The organism is Desulfovibrio psychrotolerans (genome assembly GCF_013340305.1).
In the GTDB taxonomy this organism is placed as follows: Bacteria; Desulfobacterota; Desulfovibrionia; order Desulfovibrionales; family Desulfovibrionaceae; genus Halodesulfovibrio; species Halodesulfovibrio psychrotolerans.
Genome location: NZ_BLVP01000008.1, coordinates 835,902 through 853,483 on the forward strand (window position 1 = coordinate 835,902; position 17,582 = coordinate 853,483).

The following is a 17,582-nucleotide window of genomic DNA, read 5'->3' on the forward strand; positions in this document are numbered from 1 at the left end:
GGATTGTGGCGCACGGGGGTATGCATTGGCTTTATTCATACGGTACGCATGTGCGGAACGTATCTGTGCTGCAACTTTGTGGCAGATTGTTCCCCGGCTGTGCCGGGCGCAAAGCGGGAGGAACGGTGCAACCGTTTTATCAGGGAAAGCTTGATGTTTTCTGTGCCATCTATGCGGTGCTGAACGCTTTTCAGAAGTTGAGCGGCATTTCCGTATGGCAGGCCAAATCGTTGCTCATGGAAATCCTTCTCCGGTTGCCGGAAGAGAATCCTCAGGGCTGGCGTGCCTGTGTGCGCAACGAGACAGACTACATCTGGCTGGTTGCGGAACTGCTGCAAACCTACGGCACGAACATGGGGTTGGCGTGGCATCGTCCGTGGGCAGACTATGCCGAGGAGCGGAATGAACCTGCCGTAATCCCCGGCGATATCTGGACTACCATGGCGGAATGGACGGCGCGGCATCCGGGCAGCCGTACGGCGGTGTTTCGTTTCCGCCGGTATATCCCGCCCCGCGAACTCCCTGTGGTCTGTCACTGGACAGTGGCTGACCGCTTTATGGGAGATACCCTGTTTCTGTTCGATGCAAGCAAGGAGGAATCCGCCGTACACTTTCTGGACCGTGGCGGATTCGCCGTGCGCAGGGCGGTTGTCCCGTCCGGCTGCCAGATTGTTTTGGAGCCTGCTGCAATCTTTTTGCTGGAGCGGCAGGCGGTCTAGTCGTTATCCAGCTTGGCGTTTTCCTCTTCCGGCATGCGGAAGCTGTGCTCTGTGCCGGGAAAATCCCCGTTTTCCACATCCTGCCGGTACTCGGATATAGCCTGCGCCGCTATGTCGCGCAGGTTCGCGTATTGCTTCACAAATTTGGGCACAAAGCGGTCGAACAGACCGAGCAGGTCGTGGAACACCAGCACCTGACCGTCACAGTCGCTGCCCGCGCCTATGCCGATGGTGGGAACGCCCACGGCAGCGGTTATGCGGCTGGCTATGGGGGCGGGAATGGCCTCCAGTACGATGCAGAACGCACCCGCATCCTCCAGTGCCTTTGCCTCGTCCATGAGACGACGCGCCGCTTCGGCTGTCTTTCCCTGTACCTTAAAGCCGCCGAGTGCTGCCACACGCTGCGGCGTCAGGCCTATGTGCCCCACCACAGGTATGCCCGCCTGCACCAGAGCCTGCACCTGCGGAAGAATCTCCCGTCCGCCTTCCAGTTTCACCGCACGCACACCGCCCTGCTGGAACAGTCGTGCGGCGTTGGTCAGGGCCGTTTCCACTCCCGGTTCATAGCTCATGAACGGCATATCAGCTATCACCAGCGCGCGTTTTGTGCCACGCGTAACCGCCCGGCAGTGGTGCACCATCTCGTCCATGGTCACGCTTATGGTGTCATCGCGCCCCAGCATGACCATGCCCAGCGAATCGCCCACCAGAATCATATCAATGCCGCATTGGTCTACCAGCGTGGCGGAAGGGTAGTCGTAGGCAGTGAGCATCGTGAGCTTTCTGGCACCTTTGGCACCGCGCACTGTCATTGCGGTTACGGGGGTGGCAACGGGGGAAGTGCCGGCGGTGCTGGCAGAAGCCGGCTGTATATGTTTGCTCATGGTCTGTTCTCCGGAAGAGGCTTTGGGTTCTGCAGCCGGACAATCTCTCCGTGACGGATCAGGGCCGATGCGTCCAGGAGAGAGTAATCAGTGCTCAAGGGTCTATAGTACAGGGCATTTCCGTTTGCACAGCGGCGTGCCTTGTGGCGCAGCTTCAGGAAAGAATGCGTGCACCCATCCTGCCCTGCCGGGGGCCGTTTGTATATGATTGCCTGCGGCAGGACAAGGACTGTGCTGCGTGCCGTGAAACGGGTGGGGGGGCGGGTATTTGCTTGGCCGGGAGAACATGCCCGGGCAGGGGGAAAATGCCGCAACTCCGCTGTTTGGGTGGTTATGGCAAACGGCACGCAGCCAAGGCGCAGTCGACCTGCTTGGCTTATGCCTCCGGCGAAAAGGGCAGTGCTAATTATTTGCAAAGTACCCTTAAGAAGTGTGTAGCCGGACCGATGAGTAGGTCATGCAACGGCGGATAAGGTCGCATGGATGCGGCCGAGCACAGTGCTACCGCTTCGGAGACACAAATATTCAGGGAGGAATATTATGTCGATGGTAATCAATCATAACATGATGGCTATGAACGCTGCCCGCAACCTGGGCACTTCGTTTGGCAACCTTTCCACCTCGGTGCGCCGCCTTTCTTCGGGTCTGCGCGTCGGAACTTCGGCGGACGATGCTGCCGGTCTTGCCATCCGTGAACTCATGCGGGCCGACATTTCCGCCCTTAACCAGGGCGTCCGGAACGCAAACGACGCTATTTCGCTGATCCAGACCGCCGACGGTGCGCTCGGCGTTATCGACGAAAAGCTCATCCGCATGAAGGAACTTGCAGAGCAGGCCGCAACGGGTACCTACACCTCTGACCAGCGTCTGATCATCGACTCCGAATATCAGGCCATGGCTTCAGAAATTACCCGAATCGCCAACTCCACGGACTTCAACGGTATTCATCTGCTGAACGGCAACCTGTCCAGTTCGAGCCACGACGGCAGCGGTCTGACATCCACCGGCAAGATGAAGATCCACTTCGGCACCAAGAACGATAGCGCGGAAGACTACTACTACATCCAGATAGGGACTGCCACCGCTTCGGCTCTTGGTCTCGGCAATCAGGCCACTGCCACTAACCAGGGCTACACAATCTCCACCCAGTCCGCTGCACAGCAGGCTTTGGTGGGCATTGAAAACGCCATCATCTCCAAGGACAACATCCGCGCCGCTCTGGGTGCCCTGCAGAACCGTCTGGAGAACACCATCTCCAACCTGCAGATTCAGGCAGAAAACCTCCAGGCTGCGGAATCCCGAATCTCCGACGTGGACGTGTCCGTCGAAATGACCGAATTCGTCCGCCAGCAGATTCTTACCCAGGCCGCAGTCGCCATGCTGTCTCAGGCAAACAGCCTGCCCAGAATGGCCATGCAGCTCCTCGGCGGCTAACACCCGCATGGGGATGGGGGTAGTCTCGGTCCTGAACATGGTTGGGCCGCCGCAAGGCGGCCCTTTTTCATTGCTTTCAGCTATGCCTCCTGCCGTGTTTTCTGCCATATCGCGGGCGTACGTTCTCTTATGCGGCTCCATGCCGTTTCGTCCGCACACCGCTCTGGAAGAAACGGGGGGAGCTTCCGCCGTGTTTACAATCGCCAGACGTTGCGGCACATTGAACAAAACGGAAGACTCTCCGTAAACGTCTCCGATAACAGGCAGGTGGTCATGCGATTCAGACTGACACAAGAGAATTTTGCTCCGGTGCTGGCGGCCGTGTTTGTGGTTTTTTTCGGCCTTCTCGCCATAAATCCAGCTTCCCGGGCCGTATGGCTGGCGGAGGTTATCCCCGTAGTCTTCGTCTTTGTTCTTCTGGCGGCCACATACCGGTGGTTCCGGTTTTCCAACGTGTCGTACGGACTTATGGCGGTGTGGCTGTTCTGGCATACGATTGGCGGGCATTTTACCTTCGCCAATGTGCCGTTCCAGTGGATCACCGACCTCATGGGCGCGGAGCGCAACCACTTTGACCGCATAGGCCATTTTTCAGTGGGCTTTTACGCCTATCCCATGGCGGAACTTTTTATCCGGCGCAAACTCGCAGGACCAATCGTCACCACGCTGTTTTCTCTTTTCTTCATAATGTCCGTGGCAGCGGGATATGAAATCATCGAGTGGTGGTATGCTGTAGCCGAAGGCGGCGAGGCGGGCATTGAGTTTTTGGGCAGTCAGGGAGATGTGTGGGATGCCCAGAAGGACATGCTGGCAGACACGCTGGGTGCCGTTACCGTGCTTATTCTGTTCTGGGTGTTCGGCGAGCGGTGGGGCAGCCGTTAGGCCGTTTTCGGGGTGCGGCAGGTGGTTGCTGCACGGCAGGCGTCTTTTGCAGAGGGGGAGCGTGCCCGCAATGTCCCCTGATGGCTTGGGGCAGGTGCCCGGTCTCTGCATGGTATGGTGCAAAACGGAGAGAGGAAAGGGTCAGCCCATGGGCAGCATGCCCTTGGCGTGACGCAGCAGGCGGACTATTTCGGGTGTGCAGCAACGTCCGCGCGGTGAGCGTTCCGCACATTCAGTGCCTGTGGCGCCGATGCGCTGTTTCAATTCCTCAAGGCTGTGCACGCCGTCCCGGATAAGGCCCACCAGCGTCCCTTTGCTGGTCTGGCTGCAAAAGCAGACCATTTCGGCATCCGGGGCGTTCAGTATGTCGTCCTGAATGGTCGTCCCCGTCGTTCCGGCAGGTCCATTTGGCCCGTTCGGTCCGGTTTTCATTGTCGCCATGGTCGGTATCCCCCCGCAGTGTAAGGCTTGTTACGGCACCTGCCGGCTATGTCCCGTTGTGGTGCTGTAAGGAAAAACAATACCACTGCGTCAAAAATGAGAGCAACAACTGACATCGCTGACGTATGTTTTCCTTCTTCACTCCAAGGGCACGGCTGTACACGGATGGGAAAAGGGGATAAGCCTTGCCCCGCAGGGCGCAGTGATGTGCCTGTCAGGGCTGATGAGCGAAATGTGGAGTATTCCAGCGCAGGAGAGAGGAATGACAGCGTGTAATCCGCAGCAGAATTTACAGGGCAGGGATCGCCTGACCCGCTTGGCCGATTTTCTTTTCGAGGCCGGCATGCTGCGCAAGACACCCCGCAGCGGGTACCAGTTTTTGGGAACGGGAACGGAGAATGTGGCGGAACACAGTTTCCGCACGGCCGTAATAGGCTGGGTGCTGGCACACGAAGCCGGTGCAGATGCTGAGCACACGGCACTGATGTGCCTGTTCCATGATTTTCATGAGGCGCGGGTGGGCGACTTCAACTACGTGAATCGCATCTACAATACCAGCAAGCCTCGGGCTGCGCTGGAGCACGCCACAGAAGGCACCGGGCTGGAAGATGCCGTGCTGCCGCTGTGGGATGAGCTGGAAGAGGCCAAGACGCAGGAAGCCCGGCTTGCGCAGGATGCGGACCAGATTGACCTTATCCTCAACCTCAAGCAGGAGCTGGATCTGGGCAACCGTTACGCGGGCAAGTGGATGGAGGCGGCGTTGCAGCGGCTCAGAACTCCGCAAGGTAACGCGCTGGCTCAGGTCATAGCGCAAACGGACCATACAGACTGGTGGTACATCGGGCCGGACCGCAGTTGGTGGGAACGGAAAAACGGCAAGAAATAGCAAAAGGCCGGGGTCTCAGCGACTCCGGCCTTCTTTTTTACAGAATATCCCGTACACTTTCCAGCCATGCTGCAAACCGCTCGCGGGCACGCTCGGCGTACAGGGACTTGCGGTCTTTCTTCTTGGCCCGCATGTTCAGTTCCGGCGTAAGCCCGAACTGCACGTTGGAAGGCTGAAAGTTCTTCTGCTCCGTGCGCAGGTGGTTCAGCAGCCCGCCGAGACAGGTTTCCGGCGGTGGCGGAGGAATCTTTAGTCCCCGTGCACGGGCTGCGAGCACAATGCCCAGCCACAGGCCGCACGCGGCAGACTCCACATAGCCTTCCACTCCCGTAATCTGTCCCGCCAGAAAGACATCCGGGCGGGAGCTGAGTGAAAGGTCGGGGCCCAACGATTTGGGCGCGTTCACATAGGTATTGCGGTGTACACTGCCGAACCGCACAAACTCCGCGTTTTCCAGTCCCGGAATCATGCGGAATATGCGGGCCTGCTCTCCGTGCTTGAGCTTGGTCTGGCAGCCCACAAGGTTGAACATGGACTTGTTCAGGTCTTCGGTGCGCAACTGTACAATGGCGAAGGGGCGCTGGCCTGTCGCGGGGTCCGTAAACCCTACGGGCTTGAACGAACCGAATGCCAGCGTCATTTCGCCGCGCTCCGCCAGTGCCTCTATGGGCATGCAGCCTTCAAAGTGTATTTCCTTTTCAAAGTCCTTGGTGGGCGCTTTTTCTCCGGCGATAAGGGCGGCATGAAAGGCGAAGTATTCCTCGCGGCTCATGGGGCAGTTCAGATAATCCTTGTCGTCCGGCTGATAACGCGAACCCCAGAACGCCTTGGTCATATCTATGGAATCTGCGCTCACAATGGGCGCAATGGCATCATAGAAATACAGGTGCGTGCCGCCCACCGCCTGCGCAAGCGAGGCACTCAGACTTTCGCTGGCAAGGGGTCCTGCCGCAATGACCACAGCGTCAAACCCTAGCAGCTCAGGGGCGTCCAGCGAAGGAATTTCCTTGCGGACCAAGGTGACGTTGGCGTCCTGTTCCATTTCGCGGGTAATGTGCGCGCTGAACAGGTCTCGGTCCACGGCAAGTGCCTTGCCTGCGGGCACCTTGGTTGCTTCTGCCGCGCTCATGGTCAGGCTGCCCAGTTCGCGCATTTCCTGTTTGAGCAGGCCCACGCCGGAATCCTGCTGGTCGGAGCGAAAAGAGTTGGAGCAGACCAGCTCAGCCAGCCCTTCAAGCTGATGCGCGGGAGAGAACCGTTCAGGTTTCATTTCGAACAGGGTGACATGCACGCCTGCCAGCGAGAGCTTGCGGGCGCATTCGCAGCCAGCCAAACCGCCGCCCACTATGGCGACCTTGGAAATATGGGACACGTGAGCCTCCTGCATGGTTGGGCTTTCTGGTAGACCATAGGGCGGGCAATGGCAAGTGGCAACAGACGTCAGCCGGACGTGTTCTATAGCCGGGCGTGTTCTATAGGCAGGCGTGTTTTACAGGTAAGCTTGTTCTGGCGTGGTCAGGGCGGCATTCCGCACAGGCGGGCATCCGTCATGCCCGTGTCTTCTCATGCAAGAAGCAACAGAAATTTACCGCACGGGAGGGCAAGCCTGAACGTCCTGCGACTCCGCCGGGTTTGGTCCGTTGTTCTGTGGTGCGCACATCTGAACAAACGCATCATACAACTGCTGTAACCTTCCGTTACGGCGAAGGGTCTCCAGTCCCTTGGCAAACACCTTCTGCACGACTTCCGCGTCTGGATGGCGGGGGTTAACGCACAGGTGCAGGGGTTTGTCCTCCAGATAGGGTCGCAGAATGGTCAGGTCGTTCCCGCCCGGCGCAATATGCGTCCGGTACAGGTACTGAATGACCATGGCATCGCCGATGATAACGTCTATTCTTCCGGCAAGAAGTTTGCGGATGTTGTGCATATCGTCCGGGGCATCGTCCTTGAACAGATAGTCGGCGTCGTCGAACTCCCTGAAATTGACATAGCCCGCCACAACCCCGAAGCGCAGGTGGCGCATCTCCTCAAGCGGCGCAAGGGCAATGCTGCGTCCGGTGCGATGCACAAGTGCCAGCGGTCCGCCGGGAAACCCTTCGGAGAAGAGACATTGTTTTTCGCTGATGGTCTTATCGAAGTATTCCGGCACATACCCTGCGAATGAGGTGTCAGAAAGGGCGTTTATGGCGCGTTGCCATGGCAGAAAGACAAGCTCCACACGATATCCGGCAGCCCCGAACACCTCGTTCAGCAGGTGCGCCACATACCCGTTGCCGGGAAGCTCCCGCGAGATATAGGGGGGCCATTCCAGCGTGGCGAACCGCAGGGTGCTCGGCGAGGGCGGTGTTTGCGGCGGCACCGTGTAGGTGACCAGGGGCTGCAGGGCGTTATCCGCACGACCCGGCCCAGCGGCGAGCAACAGAACAACCGCGCAGACGGCGGCTACGTATGCTATCCGCATGGTTCCCGCTCTGTTCACCCCCTGTGCCCCCCTGTATGATTTTCGGCGCACCTACCGTCCTTCGTCTTCGCTACTCCGGCTGAGCCCAATGGATAAGCCCCAGCGAATGCGGGTCCAGCAGATGCGGGTGCGAGGGAACGGCACGCACCGTAAAGCCGAACCGTCCTGCCTCCGGCGGCGTTGCTTCTCCCCGGTATGTTGCCCACCCGTCCCGCACCGCCGTCACGGGGTGCATGGTGGCGACCTCCCGCGAGGCAAAGCTGCCGTCCTGCTGCACAGGGCCGAAATACGATTCCACCAATACATGCTCCGGCGGCAGGCCGTTCAGGTGTACCTCCGCCTCTATCACGATCTTCTCGCTCACGAACAGACGGGTCGTGTCGGCGGTGCGCACGTTGCGAATCTCGATGGAACTCCACTTGGTCATCATGTCCATGCGCCATGCGGCAAGCTCTCCTGCGGCGGCAAAGCCGTTCTCGCTCAGGCGCAGGTAGTTCTCATAGGCAGGAACATACGCCGTGCGCACATAGTCGCTGACCATGCGGTGCGAGTTGAACACCGGGCCGTGCTCCACCAAAGCCTGCTTCATGCGCCGTATCCACGCCCTCGGCAGCCCGCCGTGCCCGCGGTCGTAGAACTCGGGGATTATTTCGTGCTCCAGCACATTGTACAGGGTCTGAATTTCCACAAAATCCTGATAGTCCGGGTCGGAATACTCCTCCCCCTTGCCAATGGCCCAGCCTAGGCTGTTGTCCGGCTTGTAGGCCTCGTCCCACCAGCCGTCCAGCGTGCTGAACTGCAACACGCCGTTCAGCATGGCCTTCATGCCGCTTGTGCCGCAGGCCTCAAGCGGCCGGCGCGGGTTGTTCAGCCATACATCGCAGCCGGAAACCATATGCTGCGCCACTTCCATGTCGTAGTCCTCGATGAAGACCATGTTGAAGCGGCACTCCGCTGTGCGGCACAGGGCGATAAGGTCTTTAATGAGCTGCTTGCCGCCGTTGTCCGCCGGGTGTGCCTTTCCGGCAAAGATAAACTGGATGGGCTTTTTCTTGTCCGCAATCAGCCTGAGGAGCTTGTCCTTTTCCTTCAGCAGCAGGTTGGCGCGCTTGTAGGTGGCAAAGCGGCGGGCAAACCCTATGGTCAGGGCTTCGGGGTTAAGCACCTCGTCCGCATGCTGCAATTCCTTGTTGCGCGCTCCCTGTGCCTCCAGCTGTCTGCGCAGCCGGTAACGGGCAAAGTCGATGAGGCGGGCGCGCAGCCGCTCATGGGTGCGCCAAAGCTCCGCATCGGGAATAACATCCGCCTGCGCCCATGTGCGCGTGCAGTCCGGGTCTTCACGCCAGTTGGGGCCAAGATAGCGGTCGTTCAGAAGGCCTATGTCGTCCGCCACCCATGTGGGGGCATGCACCCCGTTGGTCAGTGCGCCTATGGGCACGTCTTCCACCGGAAACTGGTTCCACACACGCTTCCACATATCGCGCGAGACATGCCCGTGCAGCTTGGATACTCCGTTGCAGAACCGGGAGAGCTTCAGCGCGAGCACGGTCATGCAGAAATCTTCGTTGTCGTTGAAGGGGTTTTCGCGTCCCAGCGCCATAAATACCTTAAAGGCAAGGCCAATCTCGTTGGCATAGCCCTCAAAATACCGGCGCATCATGTCCATGGGAAAACGGTCGTTCCCGGCGGGCACGGGAGTGTGCGTGGTAAAGACGGAACTGGATGCCGCAACCTCCTGTGCCGCTTCAAAGCTCAGTCCCTGCTGCATAAAGCTGCGCAGCCGCTCCAGCCCCGCAAAGGCAGAGTGCCCTTCGTTCATATGAATAACCTTGGGAGACAGGCCCAGCACTTCCAGTGCCTTTATGCCGCCAATGCCCAGCAGAATCTCCTGCTGAATGCGCATTTCAAGGTCGCCGCCATAAAGCCGGGCCGTAAGGGCGCGAAACTCCGGCGGGTTGGCGGCCACATTGGTGTCCAGAAGATACAGGGTCACGCGGCCTATTTCCGCCTGCCAGATGCGGGCCACAAGGGGGCGTCCGCCCACGTCCAGCGTTACCTGGGCAGGTGCTCCTTCAGGAGTGAGGGCCCTGCGCAGCGGCATCTGTTCAAAATCATAATCCGGGTAGCGTTCCTGCTGCCAGCCGTCCGGGGTGAGATACTGGCGAAAGTAGCCTTCCTTGTAAGCCAGCCCCATGCCCACAAGGGGAATATTCAGGTCGCTTGCAGATTTAAGATGGTCGCCCGCGAGTATGCCCAGACCGCCCGAGTAGATGGGCAGGCACGAGGAAATGCCGAATTCGAAGCTGAAGTAGACCAGCGCAGGATGCGTGCGCGCCGCATCTTTAAACAGGGGCGAGGAGGGGCGCGAGAGATAGGCACGGGTTTTCTGCACCGCCTCGCGCAGCCGTTGGCGGTAAAAGTCGTCGCGTGCCAGTTCCGCCAGTTTTGTCTGCGGCAGCTTGTTCAGGAACCGGACCGGGTTTTTTTCCATCTGCCGCCATAGGGCGAGATCTATTTGAGAGAACAGGGACTCTATCTCGCTGTTCCATGCAAACCACAGATTGTACGCCAGTTCCCGAAGATCTTCCAACTCCTCGGGCAGGCGGGGGACCACACTGAATACCTTGAGCGGCTGCATGCGCTTTCCTCCGTGTTATCTACAGAAATATGTCGTGCGGCGGCAAGGCGTTCAGTATAGCCCATTTTTGCCAGCAATCAAGTGACGGGTTATGGGGGCATCCGGGCAGCGGGTTTTCCCGTTATCCGCAGGTGCTCCATCCTGTTACAGTAAAAAACATGTCGCTGCTTTACTTGGAACCCTGTCTGGAATATCAAAACCGCACCATCAGCCCGCATTGCGCCGGGGTGCTCGTTCCGTATTGTGAACAGATTGGTCACAGGGTACGGTTGCGGCCTTCTTGCCCAATGCTGTATGCCGCCCCGGCTTCTTTCATGGCAGGCAGGGTATTGGCCGCACTTACCCTGCGTATGTTGCGGTCCGGCAGCATCCGGTTATTGTCCGGCATGAGCATGTATGGAACTGTTGCACAGGAGAAACACAGTGACAAGCGAAACATACACCCCCCCCGCCCCGCAAGGTGCTGCGGCCCACGTTTCCGTACGGGTACGGTTTGTGGGCTATGCAAAGGCTGTCTACGCCGGCGGTGTGTCAGACGGGGGGCTTGCGTACGCCACGCCGGGCTCCGCCGGGCTGGACCTGCGTGCCTGTTTTGCAGAGGAGAGCATCACGATTCCGCCGGGCGAGCGGTGCGCCATTCCCGTGGGCATCGCCATTGAGCCGGATGCGCTCAATGTGGCGGGATTCGTCTACTCGCGAAGCGGGCTCGGTGCCCGGCACGGACTGACCGTGAGTCAGGGCGTGGGCGTCATAGACCCGGACTACCGGGGCGAAATAGTGGTTTCGCTGCTGAATACCTCCGGTGCGGAGCGGACCGTTGTGCGTGGCGAACGCATTGCGCAGCTGGTCTTTCAGCCCTTTTTCAGGGCGCAGCTCACGCCGGTGGAAGAACTGGGCGAAACCAGCCGCGGCAGCGGCGGCTTCGGGCATACCGGAACCGTGTAGACTCTGCGGCAGTCAGGACAATCTACCCGCCGCGTGTGCGGCGGACAAAGGTGTGCACGCCATGAGCGAAACGTTTGAATCGTTGAAGAAGAGGGAAGAGGCGCTGCTGTGCCGCACCTATGGAAGGTATCCCCTTGCGGTAAAGAGTGCCAGCGGCGCACGCCTGTACGATTTTGAAGGCAGGGAATACATAGACCTGCTGGCGGGCATCGCCGTGGTAAACGTGGGGCACTGCCGTCCGGAACTGGCAGATGTGGCGGCTGAACAGGCGCGCAAACTGGTGCATGTGAGCAACCTTTTCTATCAGGAAGAGCAACTCGATCTGGCGGAGAAACTGCTTGCCACCAACCATTTTTCCAAGGTCTTTTTCTGCAACTCCGGGGCAGAGGCCAACGAGGCCGCCATAAAGATTGCGCGCCGGTATATGCAGCGGGTGCAGGGGCGCGATGCAGGAGAGATCATCACCTTTACAGGCGCGTTTCACGGGCGCACGCTGGCCACGGTGGCGGCAACGGGGCAGGCCAAGTTTCAGGATGGGTTTGCACCCATCCCGGCCGGATTCCGGCAGGTGGAGTGGGGCGACCTGGAAGACTTGCGCGCAGCCATCAGCCCGCAGACAGCGGGGGTTTTGATAGAGGTGGTACAGGGCGAGGGCGGTGTCCGGCCCATGACGCGTGAATTCGCTCTCGGCTTGCAGGCCCTGTGCCGTGAAAAGGGCGTGCTGTTCATGGTGGACGAGATTCAGACCGGGCTGTGCCGCACAGGACGCTTCTGGGCGTTTCAGCATTACGGGCTGGAACCGGATATTGTCACCTCTGCCAAGGCACTGGCAAACGGCCTGCCCATGGGCGCCATGATGACCACAAACGAGGTGGCCCGGGGCTTCGAGCCGGGCAGCCATGCCACCACCTTCGGCGCGGGAGCGACCATGTCGGCGGTGGCAGCCAAGGTGCTGGATATTCTGCGGGAAGAAGATCTGGCCCGCCGTGCGGAAGAGCTGGGCGAGTACGCTATGGGCCTGTTCCGCGCCATTGGTGCCCGCCATCCCGGAACCATTGAGGAAGTGCGCGGTCTGGGCCTTATGATAGGCATTGTTCTGGCGTTTCCCGGACAGGAAATCTGGCGCACTCTCATGGACAGGGGTTTCGTGCTCAACCTCACGCAGGACCGTGTGCTGCGCCTTGTGCCGCCGCTCATCATCGGGCGTGAGGATCTGGAATCCTTTGCCAGGGTGCTGGAAGAATTGCTGTCAGCGCGCAACTGATGCACGTATTCATACCTGCCGCATTATGCAGCATGTTTGGGGCACTCCGTTCGGGGTGCCTCTTTTTTTGTAACGTAGCTTGAATTGACAAAAAATACTGGCCTTATGGTTGTGCGTGTTCTATATTTAAGAGTAGTGCTCAATGTGGAGTGTGTATGCATTCCCGCGTTCAAGGAGGGGAGACCATGAGCGGCATGACAAGTGTTGCTAGCCAGACGTTCGGGGCACAGGTAGTCAGCAAGACCATGGATTACCTGAATAATTCATCTTCACCGGGCTTTGCGTCCATGGGCGCAACGGACAAGCAGACATTCGGCGCGCAGGTGGTCAGCAAGACCATGGAGTACATGAATACGGGCGGCGGCAGAGATGCCTCCGGTCTGAGCGCCACATACAATTTCAATAAGGATGTTCTGGGAGCCTTTGCAACGGGCAAGGGTGCCTTGGCGAACATGTATGTCTGATCAGACGGTAAAAGGCCGTGGCTGGCAACTCATGGGCACAAATACTAAGTCCCATGCGTCAGCAGGCGGGGCATGAAGTACGTTGCCCCTAAGGACTCCGTGCGCGTTGTCCTTTTTTGTCTTTTTTGTCAATTCGCACATGCCGGAGCAAGCGCGTCATGAAAGCAGCCACAGCAAGCCCGCCGGGTTTTTCCGGCGGGCTTTTTCCATGGTTCCCGCAGCAGCACTAAAATCAGGGGCTTTGCGCCTTCACGGCATAAGCGGCTGATGACCCTGAAATAAGACGGTGCAGAGGGCATTGTCATAAGGCTGGTTGGACATACAGCCAACATGCTGAAAAGAGGTTTGTTTTACATTCGTGTAAAATCTAGGGCTTGACAGTTTTGCCCTGCCTTGTCTAAAAACAACGAAACTCCATTGAATTGTCACCGGAAACTGCAGAAATCACCCAAATCGGGGGAATTGCCGAACGGGTTCGGAAAGGTTGCCCTGTGTGCGCGCCACCCCCTGTGTCGGCTCTGTGTTTCCGGCTATCTTGCGCCGCCGTTGCGGACTTTTCCCCTTACTTGAGGAAGCAGGTTGCTGTTCATGGCAATGATTGAAATCAAAGATATTCATAAGTGGTACGGCGAGTTCCATGTTCTCAAAAATGTGAGCCAGAGCATAGAGAAGGGCGAGGTGCTCGTCATCTGCGGGCCTTCCGGGTCCGGTAAATCCACCTTCATACGGTGTATCAACCGGCTGGAAGAAATCCAGAAGGGCGAAATACTGCTGGAAGGCAGAAACATTCACGACAAGGGTGTGGATGTGAACGAACTGCGCACCGAGGTGGGCATGGTGTTCCAGCAGTTCAACCTCTACCCGCACCTCACCGTGCTGGAAAATGTGACCCTCGCGCCTATCAAGGTCCGCAAAACGGACAGGAGCAAAGCGCAGAAGCTCGCCATGGAACTGCTTGAGCGGGTGGGCATACACGATCAGGCCAAAAAGTATCCGGTAGAGCTTTCCGGCGGTCAGCAACAGCGCGTTGCCATCGCCCGTGCCCTTGCCATGAAGCCCAAGGTGATGCTTTTTGACGAGCCGACCTCGGCTCTGGACCCGGAAATGATCAACGAAGTGCTCAACGCCATGAAAGACCTTGCCCGCGACGGCATGACCATGCTCTGCGTTACCCACGAAATGGGCTTTGCCCGTGAAGTGGCGGATAAGGTGGTGTTCATGGACGCCGGCGTGATTGTGGAAGAGGGCACGCCCGAACATTTCTTCACCAACCCCCAGCATGACCGTACAAAGGCTTTCCTCAAGGAAATCCTTTAGCATATCCGCGGACACGGGACGAGGCACGGTGCGCGTCCCCAACAGAACAAATGTGAGGGAGTAAGGCATGAAACGTTTAGTACTGGTTGCAGTGGCTCTGGGCATTCTCTTTACGGGCACTCTGGCACACGCCAACAAGCTGGAAGAGATCAAGGCACGCGGCACGCTTATCTGCGGCGTAAAGGACTCCACCGTGCCCTTCGGCTACGTGGACGAAACGAGCAAACAGCTTGTGGGCTTCGACGTGGATATCTGCAAGTACATTGCCGATGCCATGGGCGTGGGACTGGAACTGAAGGCCGTCACCTCCGCTTCGCGCATCCCCATGGTGCTGCAGGGCTCCGTGGATATCGCCGCCGCCACCATGACCCACAAGATTGAGCGCGATGACGTCATCGATTTTTCCATCACCTACTTCATGGACGGCCAGAAGCTGCTGGTGCCCGTGGATTCCGGTATCAAGTCCGTTGCCGACCTCAAGGGCAAGCGCGTAGCCACCGTAAAGGGCTCCACCTCCGAAAAGAATATCCGCGAAGCACAGCCCGACTGCACGGTGCTTTCCTTTGACGAATACCCGCAGGCCATGCTGGCCATGAAGCAGGGCAAGGCCGTGGCCGTCACCACCGACTCCACCATCCTTCTGGGCCTTCGCGGTTCCGACCCCGAGCCGAGCAAGTGGGAAATTCTGCCCGACGCCATTTCCATAGAGCCTTACGGTCTCGGCATTGTGGAAAACGAATCCAAGTTCCGCGACTTCATCAACAAGACCCTCATGGAAATGTGGCGTTCCGGCGAATACAAGACCACGTACGACAAGTGGTTCGGCCCGGAAACCCGTTTCTACCTGCCCCTTACCTGGACCATGGAACTGTGGCCCTAAGCTTTGATTAACCTGCGGGGAGCACGCCTGACCGCGTGCTCCCCGTTTTGCATGTTCCGAGGCATGTTTTGAATTACAAATTCAACTGGAACGTTGTCCTTTCCGGAGAATATCTGGACTGGATAATTCAGGGTGTTGCGGTTACCTGCCAAATCTCGGCACTATCGCTTCTGTTTTCCGTTATCATCGGCACGGCACTGGCCGTCATGCGCCTCACAGGGTTCAGGCCCTTTGTGTGGTTTACCGTTGCGTACACGGAATTTTTCCGCAACACGCCGCTGCTGGTGCAGATTTTCTTCTGGTATTTCGGTTCGGAAGGATTGCTTCCCCGTCCGGTCATGCAGTGGTTGTATCAATGGGACTTTGAATTTGTCGCCGGGGTCATTGCGCTTACGGTGTACACCTCCGCCTTCATTGCGGAGGAAATTCGGTCCGGCATAAACTCCATTCCCAAGACGCAGCTCGAAGCCTCCCGCGCATGCGGATTGTCCTTCGTGCAGGCCATGGCCTATGTCATTCTGCCGCAGGCCTTCCGCATCATCATACCGCCGCTTATTTCTCAATCGCTTAATCTTATTAAGAACTCCTCTCTTTGTATGACCATAGGCGTGGCAGAACTCACCTACATGGCGCGGCAGATTGAATCCTATTCTTTCCGCGGATTCGAAGCGTTTACGGTGAGCACGCTCATATACCTTTTCATCTCGCTGCTGGTTTCGTTTGCGATAACCCAGTACAATAAGCATTTCATGCGCACAGTGAGCTACTAGGAGTACCGGCATGCAGTGGAATATCGTTGCCGACAACTTTGAATATCTGCTCATAGGCGCCTATCCGGAAGGACCCCTGGGCGGGCTTGCCCTCACTGTGGTCATGGCGGCCATTTCCATCTTCGGGGCGTTCTGGCTCGGGCTTATCATCGGCCTGATGCGCCTTTCCAAACGCTGGTGGCTGAAATGGCCTTCCTTCGTCTATATTGAAATCATCCGCGGCATTCCGCTGCTCATGCTCATCCTGTGGGTGTATTTCCTTTTCCCGGTGGTCATGGGCAAGGCAATGCCGGAAAACGATTCCGTCATTATAGCCTTTGTGGTGTTTACCGCCGCCTACATCGCGGAAATTGTCCGCGCGGGCGTGCTGGCGCTGCCTTCAGGGCAGATGGAGGCATCACGGGCTACAGGGCTGAGCAAGTTTCAGGCGATGAAATACGTCATATTGCCGCAGGCGTTGCGGAACATGATTCCTTCCTTCGTCAACCAGTTTGTTTCCCTGACTAAAGATACTTCGCTGGCCTACATCATCGGCGTGGCCGAACTCACCCGTGCAGCAACACAGGTGAATAACCGCACGCTCTCCGCTCCCATGGAGATATACCTGACCATCCTTGTCATGTACTTCATCATCTGTTACGTGCTCACCTCCTTCAGCCGCAGGCTGGAGCGCAAAATGGCACGATACCAGGCACGAGGATAACAATACGATGGAACACCTGATCAGGTTGGATATCACGGTACCGGAAGACATGCAGGACCTCGCCACCGTGGCGCTGGTACGCAAGCTCCAGTACGGATGGGAAGAGGAAGCACTGCCCACGGGCGATGTGCGTTACCGCGTGTATGTGGAAAATCCCGCGTTCTGCGAGGAATTTCTTGCGGAGATGAAGAGTCTGGTTCCGGACGCTCGCGTGGAGCGCGACGAAGTGGAAAACCGCAACTGGGCTATGGCGTGGCGCGAATTTTTCACTCCCGTAAGGGTGGGCGAACTGTTCATGGTCATAGCGCCGTGGATGGCGGAATCGCAGGATCTTGAAGGCCGCATTCCCATCGTCATTGAGCCCAAGATGGCGTTCGGCACCGGGCATCACCCCACCACGGCACTGTGCCTCGCCTGTGTTTCCAAGCTGGCAAAGGAAGGTCGCCTGCGCGAAGGAATGCGCTTTTTCGACATAGGCACCGGCTCCGGCATCCTCGCCATTGGTTGCGCCAAGATAGGCATGACCGGGCTGGGGGTGGATATCGACACCCTTGCCGTGGAAAACAGCCGGGAAAACAGCGCCATAAACGGCGTGGAGAGTGCCTTTGCCGTTGCCAGGGGCAGCGCGGACTACACGCAGGATGTCTTCGATGTGGTGCTGGCCAATATTCTTGCTCAGCCGCTGCGTGAGCTTGCTCCGCAGATTGTGGCCCGCGTGGCTTCCGGAGGCTGCCTTGTGCTTTCCGGCCTGCTGGCGACGCAGGCGGACAGTGTGGAGCAGGCTTATACAGCCCTTGGTCTTGCGCCTGCACGTCGTGAGATAGACGGAGAGTGGGCCGCGCTCATCTGGGAGAGCGTGTAAGCGTTCTTTCCCCTGCATATATTGCTGATTGT

At 58.3% G+C, this 17,582-nt stretch carries 17 protein-coding genes; 12 read left to right on the plus strand and 5 right to left on the minus strand.

Features of this window, described 5'->3' with window-relative positions; all coding sequences use genetic code 11:
- Positions 1 to 125: 125 nt before the first annotated feature.
- Positions 126 to 719: a hypothetical protein gene (locus tag HUV26_RS11375; RefSeq protein ID WP_174410203.1), complete on the plus strand. Its 594-nt coding sequence runs from the start codon at positions 126 to 128 to the stop codon at positions 717 to 719.
- On the opposite strand, the gene panB is transcribed toward HUV26_RS11375, so the two are convergent.
- Positions 716 to 1,603, minus strand: coding sequence for a 3-methyl-2-oxobutanoate hydroxymethyltransferase (gene panB, locus HUV26_RS11380; protein WP_174410204.1), 888 nt, complete (start codon positions 1,601 to 1,603; stop codon positions 716 to 718). The genes HUV26_RS11375 and panB overlap by 4 nt on opposite strands.
- A gap of 540 nt (positions 1,604 to 2,143) precedes the next feature.
- Here panB and HUV26_RS11385 point away from each other — a divergent pair.
- Positions 2,144 to 3,037 (plus strand): flagellin N-terminal helical domain-containing protein, encoded by an 894-nt coding sequence (locus tag HUV26_RS11385; RefSeq protein ID WP_174410205.1) that lies wholly within the window; start codon positions 2,144 to 2,146, stop codon positions 3,035 to 3,037.
- 273 nt (positions 3,038 to 3,310) lie between these two features.
- Positions 3,311 to 3,919 (plus strand): DUF2238 domain-containing protein, encoded by a 609-nt coding sequence (locus HUV26_RS11390; protein ID WP_174410206.1) that lies wholly within the window; start codon positions 3,311 to 3,313, stop codon positions 3,917 to 3,919.
- A 141-nt stretch (positions 3,920 to 4,060) separates the two neighbouring features.
- On the opposite strand, the gene HUV26_RS11395 is transcribed toward HUV26_RS11390, so the two are convergent.
- Positions 4,061 to 4,360, minus strand: coding sequence for a (2Fe-2S)-binding protein (locus HUV26_RS11395; RefSeq protein ID WP_174410207.1), 300 nt, complete (start codon positions 4,358 to 4,360; stop codon positions 4,061 to 4,063).
- A gap of 262 nt (positions 4,361 to 4,622) precedes the next feature.
- On the opposite strand from HUV26_RS11395, the gene HUV26_RS11400 reads away from it, so the two are divergent.
- Positions 4,623 to 5,246: an HD domain-containing protein gene (locus HUV26_RS11400; protein ID WP_174410208.1), complete on the plus strand. Its 624-nt coding sequence runs from the start codon at positions 4,623 to 4,625 to the stop codon at positions 5,244 to 5,246.
- A 37-nt stretch (positions 5,247 to 5,283) separates the two neighbouring features.
- Here HUV26_RS11400 and trmFO read toward each other — a convergent pair whose 3' ends face one another.
- The 3 genes from trmFO to glgP form a co-directional block, all read right to left on the minus strand.
- Positions 5,284 to 6,633 (minus strand): methylenetetrahydrofolate--tRNA-(uracil(54)-C(5))-methyltransferase (FADH(2)-oxidizing) TrmFO, encoded by a 1,350-nt coding sequence (gene trmFO, locus HUV26_RS11405; RefSeq protein ID WP_174410209.1) that lies wholly within the window; start codon positions 6,631 to 6,633, stop codon positions 5,284 to 5,286.
- 198 nt (positions 6,634 to 6,831) lie between these two features.
- On the minus strand, positions 6,832 to 7,707 hold the full coding sequence (locus HUV26_RS11410) for a substrate-binding periplasmic protein (protein ID WP_174410210.1): 876 nt from the start codon (positions 7,705 to 7,707) through the stop codon (positions 6,832 to 6,834).
- A gap of 70 nt (positions 7,708 to 7,777) precedes the next feature.
- Positions 7,778 to 10,345, minus strand: a complete 2,568-nt coding sequence (gene glgP / locus HUV26_RS11415; protein ID WP_174410211.1) for an alpha-glucan family phosphorylase — start codon at positions 10,343 to 10,345, stop codon at positions 7,778 to 7,780.
- Positions 10,346 to 10,768: 423 nt separating this feature from the next.
- On the opposite strand from glgP, the gene dut reads away from it, so the two are divergent.
- From dut to HUV26_RS11455, 8 genes are all read left to right on the plus strand, one after another.
- Positions 10,769 to 11,290 carry a dUTP diphosphatase gene (gene dut / locus HUV26_RS11420; protein ID WP_243451357.1) on the plus strand — a complete coding sequence of 174 codons (522 nt, stop codon included), beginning with the start codon at positions 10,769 to 10,771 and terminating at the stop codon, positions 11,288 to 11,290.
- Positions 11,291 to 11,351: 61 nt separating this feature from the next.
- Positions 11,352 to 12,554 (plus strand): aspartate aminotransferase family protein, encoded by a 1,203-nt coding sequence (locus HUV26_RS11425; RefSeq protein ID WP_174410213.1) that lies wholly within the window; start codon positions 11,352 to 11,354, stop codon positions 12,552 to 12,554.
- Positions 12,555 to 12,739: 185 nt separating this feature from the next.
- Positions 12,740 to 13,018, plus strand: coding sequence for a hypothetical protein (locus tag HUV26_RS11430; protein ID WP_243451358.1), 279 nt, complete (start codon positions 12,740 to 12,742; stop codon positions 13,016 to 13,018).
- Positions 13,019 to 13,606: 588 nt separating this feature from the next.
- Positions 13,607 to 14,335 (plus strand): amino acid ABC transporter ATP-binding protein, encoded by a 729-nt coding sequence (locus HUV26_RS11435; RefSeq protein WP_274602458.1) that lies wholly within the window; start codon positions 13,607 to 13,609, stop codon positions 14,333 to 14,335.
- A 67-nt stretch (positions 14,336 to 14,402) separates the two neighbouring features.
- A complete protein-coding gene (locus HUV26_RS11440) occupies positions 14,403 to 15,215 on the plus strand; it encodes an ABC transporter substrate-binding protein (RefSeq protein ID WP_174410214.1) in 813 nt (270 codons plus the stop codon).
- Positions 15,216 to 15,283: 68 nt separating this feature from the next.
- Entirely contained in the window at positions 15,284 to 15,985 is a 702-nt protein-coding gene (locus tag HUV26_RS11445; protein WP_174410215.1) for an amino acid ABC transporter permease, read from the plus strand.
- A gap of 10 nt (positions 15,986 to 15,995) precedes the next feature.
- Entirely contained in the window at positions 15,996 to 16,688 is a 693-nt protein-coding gene (locus HUV26_RS11450) for an amino acid ABC transporter permease (protein ID WP_174410216.1), read from the plus strand.
- Between the two features lie 7 nt (positions 16,689 to 16,695).
- The gene (locus HUV26_RS11455; RefSeq protein WP_174410217.1) at positions 16,696 to 17,550 is read left to right on the plus strand and encodes a 50S ribosomal protein L11 methyltransferase; all 855 of its coding nucleotides are present in this window, start codon (positions 16,696 to 16,698) and stop codon (positions 17,548 to 17,550) included.
- Positions 17,551 to 17,582 lie beyond the last annotated feature (32 nt).

What these genes read in the sequence shown, in the direction of transcription:
- HUV26_RS11435 (WP_274602458.1), top strand. Translation starts at nt 13,607, where the DNA reads ATGGCAATGATTGAAATCAAAGATATTCATAAGTGGTACGGCGAGTTC.
- glgP (WP_174410211.1), bottom strand. Translation starts at nt 10,345, where the DNA reads ATGCAGCCGCTCAAGGTATTCAGTGTGGTCCCCCGCCTGCCCGAGGAG.
- panB (WP_174410204.1), bottom strand. Translation starts at nt 1,603, where the DNA reads ATGAGCAAACATATACAGCCGGCTTCTGCCAGCACCGCCGGCACTTCC.
- HUV26_RS11440 (WP_174410214.1), top strand. Translation starts at nt 14,403, where the DNA reads ATGAAACGTTTAGTACTGGTTGCAGTGGCTCTGGGCATTCTCTTTACG.
- HUV26_RS11455 (WP_174410217.1), top strand. Translation starts at nt 16,696, where the DNA reads ATGGAACACCTGATCAGGTTGGATATCACGGTACCGGAAGACATGCAG.
- HUV26_RS11395 (WP_174410207.1), bottom strand. Translation starts at nt 4,360, where the DNA reads ATGGCGACAATGAAAACCGGACCGAACGGGCCAAATGGACCTGCCGGA.
- HUV26_RS11385 (WP_174410205.1), top strand. Translation starts at nt 2,144, where the DNA reads ATGTCGATGGTAATCAATCATAACATGATGGCTATGAACGCTGCCCGC.
- HUV26_RS11410 (WP_174410210.1), bottom strand. Translation starts at nt 7,707, where the DNA reads ATGCGGATAGCATACGTAGCCGCCGTCTGCGCGGTTGTTCTGTTGCTC.
- HUV26_RS11450 (WP_174410216.1), top strand. Translation starts at nt 15,996, where the DNA reads ATGCAGTGGAATATCGTTGCCGACAACTTTGAATATCTGCTCATAGGC.
- trmFO (WP_174410209.1), bottom strand. Translation starts at nt 6,633, where the DNA reads ATGCAGGAGGCTCACGTGTCCCATATTTCCAAGGTCGCCATAGTGGGC.
- HUV26_RS11400 (WP_174410208.1), top strand. Translation starts at nt 4,623, where the DNA reads ATGACAGCGTGTAATCCGCAGCAGAATTTACAGGGCAGGGATCGCCTG.
- HUV26_RS11390 (WP_174410206.1), top strand. Translation starts at nt 3,311, where the DNA reads ATGCGATTCAGACTGACACAAGAGAATTTTGCTCCGGTGCTGGCGGCC.
- HUV26_RS11430 (WP_243451358.1), top strand. Translation starts at nt 12,740, where the DNA reads ATGAGCGGCATGACAAGTGTTGCTAGCCAGACGTTCGGGGCACAGGTA.
- HUV26_RS11425 (WP_174410213.1), top strand. Translation starts at nt 11,352, where the DNA reads ATGAGCGAAACGTTTGAATCGTTGAAGAAGAGGGAAGAGGCGCTGCTG.